We start from the raw sequence: 12836 nt of genomic DNA, 5'->3' as shown, positions 1-12836 counted from the left end.
TGTCAATCGAACCCGCGAGTTCTGAAGCCGCAAAACGCTTCACGCGCATTTGAGCGCAGTTTCTAGCCTGTTTCATAGGCTTCATGCACACGCGCCGGGCTTCCGATCGGCGGCCGGTTCGCTTGACAGGATATTTTAGCCATGAAACATTATTGAGGCGCGCGTTGCACTTGGCGGGCGCGCGCAAAACCGGCCTTTGCGGGAGACTGACATGACTCCGGTTTCGCCATTACGCGGGCCGTCGCGCGAACACCTCGCGTGGCCGTTCTTCGATTCCCGCCACAGCGAATACGTCGCCGCGCTCGACGCATTTGCAGCCGATCTTGGCGATACGCATGGCCATGACGTCGACGAAACCTGCCGTTCGCTGGTACGCCAGCTTGGCGCCGCCGGATTGCTGGAGGCATCGGTCGCGGGCGATCGGTCCGATGCGGTGATCGATTCGCGGCTGATCTGTCTCGCCCGCGAAACGCTTGCCTGGCACAGCGGGCTCGCCGATTTCGCATTTGGCATGCAGGGACTTGGAACCGGTGCGGTGGCGATTGCCGGATCGCCCGAATTGCGCGCGCTGGTGCTGCCGAAGGCGCGGCGTGGCGAATGGATTGCCGCCTTTGCCTTGTCGGAGAAGGAGGCCGGTTCCGACGTCGCTGCCATGGGCTGCAGCGCCCGCCGCGAAGGCGACCACTACATCCTCGATGGTGAGAAGACCTGGATTTCCAACGGCGGCATTGCCGACGTCTACACGCTGTTTGCGCGAACCGGTGAGGCGCCGGGCGCGCGCGGCATTTCGGCCTTCGTGGTGCTGCCGGACGATCCCGGGTTTTCGATTGCCGATCGCATCGATGTGATGGCGCCGCACCCGCTGGCGACGTTGCGTTTTGATTCTTGCCGGATTCCAGCGGCGCGGCTGTTGGGTGCGCCGGGCGGAGGTTTCAAGATCGCGATGCGCACCCTCGATATCTTCCGCGCATCGGTGGCGGCCGCGGCGTTGGGTTTTGCCCGCCGCGCGCTCGATGAGGCGGTGGCGCATGCACTGTCACGGCGGATGTTCGGCGGCGTGCTGGGCGACCAGCAATTGACGCAGGCTGCCCTTGGCGACATGGCCGCAGGCGTCGACGCCAGCGCGCTTCTCACCTACCGCGCGGCGTGGCGGCGCGACGTGCAGAAAGCTTCCACGACCCGTGAAGCGGCAATGGCCAAAATGGTCGCCACCGAAACCGCGCAAGCGGTGATCGACCGCGCCGTACAGATGTTCGGCGGCCGCGGCGTGCGCTCCGGCGAAGTCGTTGAGCAACTCTATCGCGAGATACGCGCGTTGCGCATCTATGAAGGCGCGACCGAAGTACAGAAACTCATCATCGGACGTGACGTCTTGAAGGCGGTCTAGCCGAACGGCCGTTCAGTCGCGTCCTGCTACGGAGTATGAAATGTTCGAGGTCTTGCAACCACCCGGTTGGGCCAAGCCGAGGGGGTACACGAACGGCATCGCCGCGCGCGGCAAGATGATCTTCGTCGCTGGCCAGATCGGCTGGAACGAGCAATGCAAGTTCGAGTCCGATGATCTGGTGGATCAGATCGGCCAGACCCTGAAGAACGTCGACGCGGTCTTGCGCGCCGGCGGCGCGGCGCCGGGGCATGTAGTGTCGATGACCTGGTTCCTGCTCGATCGCAAGGAATACTCGGCGCGCCTGAAGGAAATCGGCGTCGTCTATCGCGACGTCATGGGCCGGCACTTTCCGGCCATGACCGCGCTGCAGGTATCTGGGTTGGTCGAGGATCGTGCCAAGGTCGAAATCCAGGCGATCGCAATGATACCTGACTAGATGAATTGACAACGCGACGCCGGAAGCGGCGCCAACCCCACAGGAGGGCGACATGGCAACGAAAGCGCGTGAAAACCACCGGGAAGATGTGGCCGGGCGGGCCAATGTCGAAGACACCCCTGAATTGCTCGCCTACTATGACGAGCTCGAACGGCTGGAGGCGGGCGCACTCTGGACAGTCGCGAACAAGATCGAGCCGTGGCAGCCCAAATCGTCCTCCATTCCGGTGCTGTGGCGCTATGAGGACCTCCGCGCGCACGTGCTGCGTTCCGTTGAACTGGTGTCGCCCGAAAAGGCCGGGCGCCGCGTCATCTATCTGAACAATCCCGGACGCCGCGAGCACGCCGCCGCGGTGGGCTGGCTCTATTCCGGCCTGCAGGTGATGCACCCGGGCGAGGTCGCATCCGCCCACGCCCATTCGGCCTCTGCGCTCCGCTTCATCATGGAAGGCGAGGGCGCCTATACCATCGTCGATGGTCACAAGATGACGCTCGGTGCCAACGACTTTGTGCTGACGCCGAACGGCACCTGGCACGAGCACGGCGTCTCCAGCGACGGCACGCCCTGCATCTGGCAGGACGGCCTCGACATTCCCCTCGTCAACACGCTCGAAGCCAACTTCTATGTGGTCCACCCCGACCTGCAGCAGAGCGTCGGTTATCCCGTCGACGACATGACGCATACCTGGGGCAATGCCGGCCTGCGCCCGGCGGGCGCCGAATGGTCCAAGGGATATTCGCCGCTGCTGAAGTATGAGTGGGGTCCGACCTACGAGGCGCTGGAGCGTTACGCCAAGGCGACCGACGGCTCGCCCTATGACGGCGTTCTCATGAACTACGTCAACCCGGTGACCGGCGGTCCGGTGATGCAGACGATCGGCGCGTCGATGCAGATGCTGCGGCCGGGCGAAAGCACGCGCGCGCATCGTCACACCGGCAGCTTTATCTATCAGGTCGCCAAGGGGCGCGGTCATTCGATCATCGACGGCAAGCGCTTCGACTGGAAGGAGCGGGATATCTTCTGCGTTCCGTCCTGGGCCTGGCATGAGCATGTGAACGCATCCGCCAGCGAGGACGCCTGCCTCTTCACCTTCAACGACCTGCCGGTCATGCACGCGCTCGGGCTCTATCGCGAAGAGGCTTTTGGCGACAATGGCGGCCGCCAGCCGCTCGTACCCTAGAGCTTCGGTTCTGATCAATCAGAACCGAAGCTCTCGATTTTTGTTTGACGCGTTTTCTTCACGCGAACCGGTATCCACTTCGCTTGAAAACGCTATAGGAGGGCATCGTGCGTCTTGTTACCTATCGCAGCACCGTTGAAGCTGCCGCCCGTCTCGGCGCGGTTGTCGGCGATCTCGTCGTGGACGTGGAGAAATTGGGCCAGCATACCGGGGTTTCTCTTCCCTCATCGATGCTCGACTTCATCGATCTCGGACCGCCGGCCTTGGCGGCGCTCAAGAAGATGCTGAACGAAGGCAGGGATAACTGGCCAGTCGGCGCTGCGTTGCCGCTCGCAAACGTCAGGCTGCTCGCGCCGATACCGCGTCCCCGGAAGAACATTTTTGGCATCGGCCTGAATTATGTCGAGCACGTCGCGGAATCCTCGCGCGCGCTCGACACCGCAAAAGATCTGCCCAAGCAGCCGATCATCTTTTCGAAGCCACCGACCAGCGTCATCGGACCGGACGAGGCCATTCATCACAACAAGGCGATCACGCAGCAGCTCGACTGGGAAGTTGAACTCGCCGTCGTGATGGGGCGAACCGCACGGCGCGTGTCGGAAGCTGACGCGCTCGGCTTCGTGTTCGGCTACAGCGTGATGATCGACGTCAGCGCCCGCGACAACCGCCGTGCCGGCCAGTGGATCTACTCCAAGGGGCAGGACACCTACGCGCCGTTCGGGCCGTGCATCGTCACGGCAGATGAAATCACCGACCCGCATGCACTCGATCTGTGGCTCACGGTGAACGGCGTCGAGAAGCAGCGCTCCAACACGCGTCACATGCTGTTCAAGGTGCCGCTCCTGATCGCCGACATTTCGGCCGCCATGACTCTGGAGCCGGGAGACATCATCGCGACGGGCACGCCCGAGGGCGTCGGCGCCGGCCGCGCTCCGCAGGAATGGCTGTGGCCGGGCGATGTGGTGGAAGCCGAAGTAACGGGCATCGGCCGGTTGCGTCATCCGGTGGTGGCGATCTGAGAGGCCGGCATGATCTTCAACATGGAGACGCTGGAAGCGCAAAACCGCTACAAGATATTGACGGCCACGGTGACGCCGCGGCCGATCGCCTGGATCACCACGCTCTCGGCGAGCGGCGTGATCAATGCCGCGCCGTTCAGCTTCTTCAACGTGATGGGGCATGAGCCGCCCACTGTCGCGATCGGACTGCTGGCGGGTTCGCAGCGATTCAAGGACACGGCGGCGAATATCCTCGATACCGGGGAATTCGTCGTCAATCTCGTCGCCGAGCGCAACGCCGAGGCCATGAACATCACGTGTATCGACGCGCCGCCCGAAATCGATGAACTGGTGCTGGCCAGACTGACCCCGGCTGCTTCGCAGGCAGTGCGCCCGCCGCGTATCGCGGAATCGCCGGTGTCATTCGAGTGCCGGGTGCTCACGTCGCTGGTGACAGGACCGCGACAAACGGCCGTGATCGGTCGTATCGTTCGCGCCCATATCGACGACGCAGTGATCCTAGACAGGGAGCGCTGCCACATCGATACGCAGGCGCTGCGGCTGATCGCCCGCATGCATGGCAGCGGCTGGTATGCGCGCTCCACCGACCTGTTCCAGATCGATCGACCAACCTGGGCGACGTGGCAGGAAAAGAACGTCAAGGCGGAGCCTGCGTGACAGGATTGCCGATACGCGAGGCGACGAAGCGGAGGACATCTTGAAGATCGCAGTGTTGGGTGGAGGAAACGGTTCGTTCGCGGCCGCCGGCGACCTCGCGTTGGCCGGTCACGAAATCCGGCTGTGGCGGCGAAATCCCGGAGATGTCGACGCACACCATGCGCAGGGCGATACGATAACGGTCATCGATCGATCAGGCCGCCGTGAAGTCCGGCTGGCTGCGATCACATCTTCGATCGCGGAAGCGATCGACGCTGCCGATCTCATCCTGTGTCCGGCGCCGGCTTTTGCGCAAGGCGCGATCGCCGAATTGGCCGCGCCGCATTTGCGCGACGGCCAGGTCGTGTATTTGCCGCCCGGCACATTCGGCTCCTACATCTTTGCGCGCGCCGCGCGGGACGCGGGCAACCGCGCGGAGATTGCAACGGCGGAGACCGGGACCCTGCCGTGGTTGGCGCGCAAGCAGGGCCCTCATGCGGTCCGCATCTCGGGCAGGGGCGCTCGATTGCCAACCGGTGTGTTTCCGCAGCGCCTTGCCCCGCACGCGCTTGATGTGATCGAGCGCGCGTTTCCGAATGCCATCGAGCCATGCGGCGATGCGCTCTCGGCGGCGCTGATGAATGCCGGTCCGATCATTCATCCGCCGCTGATCACCATGAACGCCGGTCCGATCGAGCATTTCGACAAATGGGATATTCATAAGGAAGGAACGCAGCCGGCCATACGCCGTGTCACGGACGCCCTCGATGCTGAGCGCATCGCCGTTCGCGAAGCGCTCGGCTATGGAAAGCCGCATTTTCCCCTGGCCGATCACTATTCGCGGGATGGTGAGCCCTGGATGTATGCGCGCGACGCGCACGAGCAACTCACCGATTCCGGCGATTGGTCCGAACGCCTCATTCTTGTCGAGCACCGCTACATGCTAGAGGATTTGCGTCTCGGCCTGTCGTTCCTCGCATCGGTGGCCGGTCTTGCTGGCGTGCACACCCCGCTCGTGAAGGCGTTCCTCGCGATCGGCTCTGCCATCACCGGCGAGGATTTCGCGGTGACGGGCCGGAGCTTGTCCTCGCTCGGCCTCGGCGATCTCGACCGGGCCGCGTTGCAAAATCTTCTAGCGGAGGGTTTCCGATGAAACCGGTGATCGGATGCCTCGGCGCTGGACGAATGGGCCGCGGCATTGCCGTCGTGTTCGCTTTCGCCGGTCATCAGGTTGTCGTCATCGATTTCAAGGAACGGGAGGCGTCGGCCTTCGAGGCGTTGGCGGCCGAAGCTAAAGTGGAAATTCGCTCAACGCTCGAGATCCTCTCGCGCATCGGCCTTCTCCCGCCGGAACTTGTGCCCACAATTGCCGAGCGGATCACGGTCGTGTCCCGGGACGAGGCGGCCACGGCGTTGCCGCGCTGCGATGTCATCTTCGAGGGAATGCCGGAGATCCTCAGCTTAAAGCAGGCGGCGCTGGCCGAGGCCTCGCGGCTGGCGGGCGAAGGCCTGATCATCGCCTCGACCACCTCGACGATCCTGGTCGACGACCTCGCCGGATCGATCGAACATCCCGGCCGCTTCCTCAATGCGCACTGGCTCAATCCCGCCTACCTCGTGCCGCTGATCGAACTGTCTCCCGGTCGGCTCACCGCGCCGGAGACGACAGCGCGGATGAAGACGCTGCTCGAAGGCATCGGGAAGGTGCCGGTCGTCTGCGCGGCACGGCCGGGCTTCATCGTTCCCCGAATCCAGGCGCTGGCGATGAACGAAGCCGCCCGGATGGTCGAGGAGGGTGTCGCCTCCGCGGAAGATATCGACAAGGCCGTGATCTATGGCTTCGGATTCCGCTTCGCGGTGCTCGGCCTGCTCGAGTTCATCGACTGGGGCGGCGGCGACATCCTGCATCATGCCAGCCGCTATCTGGTCGAGGCGCTCGGCGACAGCCGCTACGCCGCGCCGCCGATCATTGCCGCCAATATGCGCGAGGGCCGCATCGGCATGAAGACCGGACAGGGATTCATGAACTACGAAGGCATTGATCAAGACGCCTATCGCGAGCAGCGCCTAGCCGCTTTTGCCTCGGCGCTGCGGGCGATGGGGCTTGCGCGCGAACCCGTCGCGTAACGCGAGCGCTGCCCTAGCTAGCTAGATCTAGTGTGCTCAGATGATGCGAGGCCCCATTTCTACTTTGCATGGGGTTGTTTTCGCAATTTTTGGTCCCGCTCTTAGTTGCTCTAATGCCCGCCGAGATAGGCCGCGATCAGCTTCGGGTCGTGGATCAGAGTGTCCGCCGGCCCCGACTGGATGATCTCGCCGGTTTCCAGCACATAGCCGTAGTCCGCGGTCTCAAGCGCGGCGCGGGCGTTCTGCTCGACGAGCAGGACCGACACGCCGAGGCTCCGCAGCGAGGCGATGGTGCGGAAGATTTCCCGGACGATGAGCGGCGCAAGGCCGAGACTGGGTTCGTCGAGCACCAGGAGCTTCGGCTTCGCCATCAGCGCACGGCCGAGCGCCAGCATTTGCCGCTCGCCGCCCGACAGCGTGCCGGCGGCTTGCTTGCTGCGCTCCTTCAGTCGCGGAAAGCGGTCGAACACATCGTCGAGGCTTTTGCGCGTCGTCGAGCGATCGCGCAGGCTGTAGGTGCCGAGCAACAGATTGTCGGCGACCGACAGATCGGCGAACAGCTCGCGTTTCTCGGGCACGAGGCAGAGACCACGTTCGACACGTCCTTCGACATCGATCCGCGCAAGATCATTGCCTTGAAAGACCATTCGTCCGGTGGACTTCAGCAGACCGATGGCGGCCATCAGCAGCGTCGTCTTGCCGGCGCCGTTCGGCCCGATCACGGTCACGATCTGCCCTTGCTCGACCGAAAGCGAGACGTTCCGCACCGCCTCCACCTTGCCGTAGGCGACCGACACATTCTCGATCGAGAACATCTGTGTCACGCGACACCTCCAAGATAGGCTTCCTGGACGCGGGCATCGTTGCGTATTGCCGCCGGCTCGCCTTCGCAGAGTTTTGAGCCGAAATCGAGCACGACGATGCGGTCGACCAGCGACATCACGAACTCCATGTCGTGCTCGACGAGGAGGATCGTCAGATGGTCGGCGCGAAGCGACCGCAGCAGTTCGGCCAATTTTAGCTTTTCCTGGCGGCGCAAGCCGGCCGCGGGCTCGTCGAGAACGAGCAGTGTCGGGTCGGCTGCGAGCGCGCGGGCGATCTCGAGCACGCGCTGATTGCCGAGCGGCAGGTTGCCGGCGAGCTCGAACGGCTTGTCGCCGAGCCCGACCCGCTCGAGCTGCTGCAACGCCTCGTAGCGTGCGCTGGCCTCTTCCGCCTGATTCAGGCGGAGCGCGCCGGCGAGCAGGCCGGTCTTGGTGCGCGAATAGGTGCCGAGCAGCACGTTGTCGAGCAGCGTCATGCGCGGGCGCAGCTTGACGTGCTGGAAGGTGCGGGAGATGCCGGAGCGAGCGATGTGGAATTGCTGATCGTGGGTGATGGAGTGTCCCGCGAAAGCGATCTCGCCGCTGTTCGCGCGCAGAGCTCCCGTGAGCAGGTTGAACATCGTGGTCTTGCCGGCGCCATTCGGCCCGATCAGCCCGAGGATTTCGCCGGACCTCACTTCGAAGCTGACATTGTTGACGGCGACGAGGCCGCCAAATCGCCGCTGCGCGCCGCTCACCTTAAGAAGAAGCGTGCCGGGCGCCGGCTGCTCGCGGCGCGGCAGCGGGCTGGCCGGTTGCGGACGGGACTGCTTGAGGTCCGGGAGGAAACCTAACAGAAACGGAACGATGCCTTGCCGGGCCCGCTGCAGGAACAGAATGAACAGTGCCGAGAACGCCACGATCTCGAGCTGGCCGGAGGCGCCCTTCGCAATCAGCGGCAGGTAATCCTGCACGGTGTTCTTCAGCAGCGTGACGATCGCAGCACCAACTACGCCGCCCAAAATGCTGCCGGCGCCACCGACCATCGCCATCATCAGATATTCGATGCCCATGCCGGCCTCGAATGGCCCGGGGCTGACGAAACGGCCGAGATGGGCATAAAGCCAGCCCGACAGCGCGCCGAGGAATGCGGCGATCACAAACGTCACCAGTTTGATCTGGAAGGCGCTGATGCCGAGGCTTTCGACCAAGGTATTGCCGCCGCGCAGCGCGCGCATCGCGCGGCCGATGCGGGAGTCGAGAAGGTTGTAGCAGAGGAGGAGGACTGCGACGACGATCGCCCAGATCAAGAAATAGATCTGCCGGCTCTCCACCAGCGCGAACGGGCCGATCGAGATCGGCGGAATGCCCGAGATGCCGTTATGTTGGCCGAGCCCCTGGATGTTGCCGAACAAGAACGCGATTGCCAGTCCCCACGCGACCGTGCTCAGCGACAGGAAGTGGCCGCCCAGGCGCAGCGTCACGAAGCCCAGGATCGCCGCGATGCTGCAGGTCAGAATGACGGCCAGCACCAGTCCGAGCCAGGGCGAATAGCCGTTCAGCGCTGTGACCCACGCTGTCGCATAAGCGGCGACGCCAACGAAAGCGGCCTGGCCGAACGAGACGATGCCGCCGACGCCGGTCAATAGCGCCAAGCCGATGGCCGCAAGCGAGTAGATGCCGATATAGTTCAGCAAGGTGATGCTGAACGGATTGAGCACAAAGGGTGCCGCCACGAGGCAGGCGATCGCCGCGGCAATGATGAGACGAATCTGCTGCGGCGTCATTCCTCGACTTCCTCTTCGGAATGTTGCGAGGCGAGCGAGCGCCAGAGCAGCACGGGAATCAGTAGCGAGAAGACGATGACGTCCTTCAGGGTGCTGCTCTGGAACGAGGCGAAGCTTTCGAGAAGGCCGACGCCGAACGCGCCGAGCGCAGCCCCCGGATAGCTCGTCATGCCGCCCACGATGGCGCCGACAAAGGCCTTCAGGCCGAGCAGGAATCCGGAGTCATAGAAGATCGTGTTCACCGGCGCGATGAGGATGCCGGAGACGCCCGCCATCAGTGATCCCAGCAGGTAAGCGATGGTCCCGGCACGCGCCGGCCTGATACCCATCAGCCGGGCGCCGGTCCGATTCAGGGCGGTCGCGCGCAGCGCCTTGCCGATCAGCGTGAAGTCGAAGAACAGAAACAGCAGGCCGCTGAACACCAGCGCGGCGGCCAGGATCAGCACGGTCTGTCCGGAGACGTGCACCCCGGCGATCTCCATCGCCATCGACGTCAGCGGCTCGGTCCGGACGCCTTCGGGGCCGAAGAACAGCAAGCCAAGTCCGACCAGCGCGAAGTGGAGCGCGACCGAGACGGTCAGCAAGAGGAGAACAGAGGCATCCGCGATTGGGCGAAACACGATCCGGTCCAGTAGCGGCGAGATCGGCATGATCAAGAGCAGTGCCAGTACGATCCTGACCGGCATAGGCGGGGTGAAGCGCATCGTCAGCCAGACGGTCCCGACGACGATCAGGGGCAGGACGAGATAGAACAGGACGGCCTTCGGCACCGCGCGAAGCTCGCCGGACCGCGCCAGCGAGACGACTTCCATCGCGCAGGCCATGCACGCCAACACGACAACCAATCCGACTGTTCCGGGAAGCTGCTTGGCATCCAGCGCCGCCAGCGTCAGGGCCGTGAAGGCTGCGATGTCGCCGAACGGAATGAAGATCACCCGCGTAACGGTGAAGATCAGCACGGTGCCGATCGCCACCAGGGCGTAGACCGCCCCGGTGGCTATTCCGTCGATCGCAAGGATCGCTGCGATGTCTGCCGTCATGCCCTCAGTCGTCCTTCCGTGTTACGCCTCGGCATCGCTCAGGGCTGGTAGGTCCAGGCGCCGTTGACCAGGCGAACGATCACCAGCGCGCGCTCGTCCACGCCGTGATAGGCACCGGGTTTGAAGTTGTAGACCGCGTGCACGCCCGAGAGCTCCTTGGTGTTGAGGATCTCGTCGCGCAGGGCCTTGCGGAATTCGATGGTGCCGGGTTTAGCGGTCTTCAGCGCGCGCGCCGCGGCTGACGTGAAGATCATCCAGCCGTCGAAGGAATAGGCCGAGAAGCCGTCCGTGCTCGCGAGATTGTTGGCCTTCTGGTAGGCGGCGCGGAATTCGAGCGCGAGCTTCTTGGCGAAATGGCTGTCCGGAAGCTGCTCGGCCACGATGACCGGACCGGCCGAGACCTGAATGCCTTCCGCGGCCTTGCCGCCGACGCGCACGAAATCGGGATTGACCAGCGCGACCGTGCCGTAGGTCTTGCCCTTGAAGCCACGTTCGCCGAGCGCGAGCAGCGGCAGCGCGCCCTGCGTGCCCGATCCGCCGATCAGAACGGCATCCGGACGCACGGCAAGAACTTTAAGGATCTGGCCGGTGACCGACGTATCGACGCGTGCATAGCGCTCGTTGGTCAATACCTTGATGCCTTCTTCGGCTTCCACGGCCTTGGCGCCGTTGTAGACGAGATCGCCCCAGGCATCGGAAAAGCCGATATAGCCGATGTTCTTCATCGCGTCGCGCTTCATGCGATCGGCGACGACCTTGACCAGCAGCGAAGCGGGTTGCGGAACGGAGATACCCCATTGGTCCGCCGGATTCGGTTGTCCGATCACCGGAGAGACGGCGATCATCGGCACTTTCAGTTCGGTCGCAACTGCCATCATGGCGATGGTCGATGGAGCGGTTGCGGTGCCGATCAGGAGATCGACCTTCTCTTCCTCGATCAGCTTGCGCGCATTTCGGGTTGCGGCGGAGGGATCGGAGCCGTCATCGAGCTGGATCAGCTTGATCTTCTCGCCGTTGACCTCGTTCTTGTACTCCATCGCAGCCTGGATGCCGCGTCCATATGGGATGCCGATCGAGGAGCCGGGCCCACTGAGCGACGTCACGAAGCCGATCGTGATGTCGGCCTGTGCGGTCGATGCCGCAACGAGGCCGCCGATGAGGGCAGTCAAACTCAACATCTTGCGCATTGCATTCCCCTTGGTTGAAAACAGCCGCGACCTGAGCGAGATGTCAGCATGGATCGGGTCGGACCAGCACGATCGATGCCGTGATTGTCGCCGAAACCCGGCGCGGGTCCGGTCCCCGCCTCCGGATGGGAGTTATGAAATGAGCGTCAGCAAAGTCGGTTCCAATCTCGAGCGCCGCTTCGTCACGACGCGTCTTGGCCGCATCCATGTCGCGATGGCCGGAACCGGGTTTCCCGTTCTCCTGCTGCACCAGACGCCACGCTCGTGGGACGAATACCGTGATGTGCTGCCGCTGCTCGGCCGCGATTTTCGCGCGATCGCAATGGATACGCTCGGCTTCGGAGATTCCGAGCGGCCTGCCGCTGATCCTTCGATTGAACTGTGGGCCGAAGGGGCGTTCGCGCTGCTCGATGCGCTGGAAGAGCCGCGGGCCGCGATCGCCGGTCATCACACCGGCGCGGTGATTGCGGTCGAAATGGCCGCCTCGGCGCCTGCGCGGGTGAGCGCACTGGTGCTCTCGGCCTGTCCTTTCGTCGATGCGGCGCGCCGGGCCAGGCATGACGGCATGCGTGTGATCGACGAGGTCGAGGCGCGTACCGACGGCTCCCATCTCACTGAGCTCTGGGCGCGCCGGCAGCCGTTCTATCCCGCTGATGATATCGATTTGCTGCAGCGCTTTATGGTCGATGCGTTGCGGGCTGGCGAGATGGCGGCGGAAGGCCATCGGGTGGTGAATCGCTATCGGATGGAGGATCGTCTGGGAAGCATCCAGTGTCCCACGCTGGTCATTGCTCCGACAGCCGATCCTCACGTTCATCCCGTGGCTCCAAGAGTTGCCGGAGCTATCGAGGGTAGTATCTTGCGCGAGCTCTCAGGAGGCATGGTGCCGCTTCCCGATCAGATGCCGGAGGCCTTTGCCGGCTTGGTCCGCGAGTTCGTCGCCACCGAGGTGGCCAAGAGCGGGAACGGCACCTGAAGCGCCGAGTCCAACCGCGGCGGATGCGAACCCGTCTGCAACACCTGTTGTTCCGAGGTCGATAATCTCAGCCACGATTGATGAGCCTCTATCAACGCAACTACCAATGCGACATGCACCTGCACAGGCGCCGGTGCCTGTCCCAATTGTTTAAAGCCTAAAGTATTTATCCGCAGAAGGTCAATACGCCAGTTTCGCGCCTTGCGGAAAAAAGTTTGCCGCGGTGCGTGCAGGCGCGAAAGCAGAATTCGCTTGTGC

The 12836-nt window shown here is 63.6% G+C and carries 12 protein-coding genes; 8 read left to right on the top strand and 4 right to left on the bottom strand.

What is annotated here, in order from left to right; all coding sequences use genetic code 11:
* The first annotated feature begins 211 nt into the window (after positions 1-211).
* From V1290_RS13515 to V1290_RS13485, 7 genes are all read left to right on the top strand, one after another.
* The gene (locus V1290_RS13515) at positions 212-1387 is read left to right on the top strand and encodes an acyl-CoA dehydrogenase family protein (protein ID WP_334364858.1); all 1176 of its coding nucleotides are present in this window, start codon (positions 212-214) and stop codon (positions 1385-1387) included.
* Positions 1388-1427: 40 nt separating this feature from the next.
* Complete coding sequence (locus tag V1290_RS13510) at positions 1428-1823, top strand: RidA family protein (RefSeq protein WP_334364857.1); 396 nt, start codon at positions 1428-1430, stop codon at positions 1821-1823.
* A 52-nt stretch (positions 1824-1875) separates the two neighbouring features.
* Positions 1876-3003 (top strand): cupin domain-containing protein, encoded by a 1128-nt coding sequence (locus tag V1290_RS13505; RefSeq protein WP_334364856.1) that lies wholly within the window; start codon positions 1876-1878, stop codon positions 3001-3003.
* 107 nt (positions 3004-3110) lie between these two features.
* Positions 3111-4022, top strand: a complete 912-nt coding sequence (locus tag V1290_RS13500; RefSeq protein ID WP_334364855.1) for a fumarylacetoacetate hydrolase family protein — start codon at positions 3111-3113, stop codon at positions 4020-4022.
* A 9-nt stretch (positions 4023-4031) separates the two neighbouring features.
* Complete coding sequence (locus V1290_RS13495) at positions 4032-4679, top strand: flavin reductase family protein (RefSeq protein ID WP_334364854.1); 648 nt, start codon at positions 4032-4034, stop codon at positions 4677-4679.
* Between the two features lie 40 nt (positions 4680-4719).
* Complete coding sequence (locus tag V1290_RS13490; protein ID WP_334364853.1) at positions 4720-5811, top strand: NAD/NADP-dependent octopine/nopaline dehydrogenase family protein; 1092 nt, start codon at positions 4720-4722, stop codon at positions 5809-5811.
* The gene (locus V1290_RS13485; protein ID WP_334364852.1) at positions 5808-6785 is read left to right on the top strand and encodes a 3-hydroxybutyryl-CoA dehydrogenase; all 978 of its coding nucleotides are present in this window, start codon (positions 5808-5810) and stop codon (positions 6783-6785) included. Before V1290_RS13490 ends, V1290_RS13485 begins: the two co-directional genes overlap by 4 nt.
* A 110-nt stretch (positions 6786-6895) precedes the next feature.
* On the opposite strand, the gene V1290_RS13480 is transcribed toward V1290_RS13485, so the two are convergent.
* Genes V1290_RS13480 through V1290_RS13465 form a run of 4 tightly spaced genes read right to left on the bottom strand, consistent with a single transcriptional unit; the run spans position 6896 to position 11602 of the window.
* Positions 6896-7600, bottom strand: a complete 705-nt coding sequence (locus V1290_RS13480) for an ABC transporter ATP-binding protein (RefSeq protein ID WP_442895058.1) — start codon at positions 7598-7600, stop codon at positions 6896-6898.
* Positions 7601-7605: 5 nt separating this feature from the next.
* A complete protein-coding gene (locus V1290_RS13475) occupies positions 7606-9375 on the bottom strand; it encodes a branched-chain amino acid ABC transporter ATP-binding protein/permease (RefSeq protein ID WP_334364850.1) in 1770 nt (589 codons plus the stop codon).
* Positions 9372-10415, bottom strand: a complete 1044-nt coding sequence (locus tag V1290_RS13470) for a branched-chain amino acid ABC transporter permease (protein ID WP_334364849.1) — start codon at positions 10413-10415, stop codon at positions 9372-9374. The genes V1290_RS13475 and V1290_RS13470 overlap by 4 nt, the downstream gene beginning before the upstream one ends.
* Before the next feature lie 38 nt (positions 10416-10453).
* Positions 10454-11602, bottom strand: coding sequence for an ABC transporter substrate-binding protein (locus tag V1290_RS13465; RefSeq protein WP_334364848.1), 1149 nt, complete (start codon positions 11600-11602; stop codon positions 10454-10456).
* 139 nt (positions 11603-11741) lie between these two features.
* Here V1290_RS13465 and V1290_RS13460 point away from each other — a divergent pair, with 139 nt between their 5' ends.
* On the top strand, positions 11742-12578 hold the full coding sequence (locus tag V1290_RS13460; protein WP_334364847.1) for an alpha/beta fold hydrolase: 837 nt from the start codon (positions 11742-11744) through the stop codon (positions 12576-12578).
* Positions 12579-12836: the final 258 nt, after the last annotated feature.

Origin of the sequence: Bradyrhizobium sp. AZCC 1578, assembly GCF_036924675.1 — a bacterium.
GTDB lineage: Bacteria > Pseudomonadota > Alphaproteobacteria > Rhizobiales > Xanthobacteraceae > Bradyrhizobium.
The sequence above is the reverse complement of the archived record's forward strand: the minus strand, read 5'-3'. Positions and strand labels throughout refer to the sequence as shown.

Bases quoted from the DNA above. Each gene is read 5' to 3' on its own strand.
- V1290_RS13515 (WP_334364858.1), top strand. From the start codon at position 212: ATGACTCCGGTTTCGCCATTACGCGGGCCGTCGCGCGAACACCTCGCG.
- V1290_RS13485 (WP_334364852.1), top strand. From the start codon at position 5,808: ATGAAACCGGTGATCGGATGCCTCGGCGCTGGACGAATGGGCCGCGGC.
- V1290_RS13465 (WP_334364848.1), bottom strand. From the start codon at position 11,602: ATGCGCAAGATGTTGAGTTTGACTGCCCTCATCGGCGGCCTCGTTGCG.
- V1290_RS13470 (WP_334364849.1), bottom strand. From the start codon at position 10,415: ATGACGGCAGACATCGCAGCGATCCTTGCGATCGACGGAATAGCCACC.
- V1290_RS13505 (WP_334364856.1), top strand. From the start codon at position 1,876: ATGGCAACGAAAGCGCGTGAAAACCACCGGGAAGATGTGGCCGGGCGG.
- V1290_RS13480 (WP_442895058.1), bottom strand. From the start codon at position 7,600: ATGTTCTCGATCGAGAATGTGTCGGTCGCCTACGGCAAGGTGGAGGCG.
- V1290_RS13510 (WP_334364857.1), top strand. From the start codon at position 1,428: ATGTTCGAGGTCTTGCAACCACCCGGTTGGGCCAAGCCGAGGGGGTAC.
- V1290_RS13475 (WP_334364850.1), bottom strand. From the start codon at position 9,375: ATGACGCCGCAGCAGATTCGTCTCATCATTGCCGCGGCGATCGCCTGC.
- V1290_RS13460 (WP_334364847.1), top strand. From the start codon at position 11,742: ATGAGCGTCAGCAAAGTCGGTTCCAATCTCGAGCGCCGCTTCGTCACG.
- V1290_RS13495 (WP_334364854.1), top strand. From the start codon at position 4,032: ATGATCTTCAACATGGAGACGCTGGAAGCGCAAAACCGCTACAAGATA.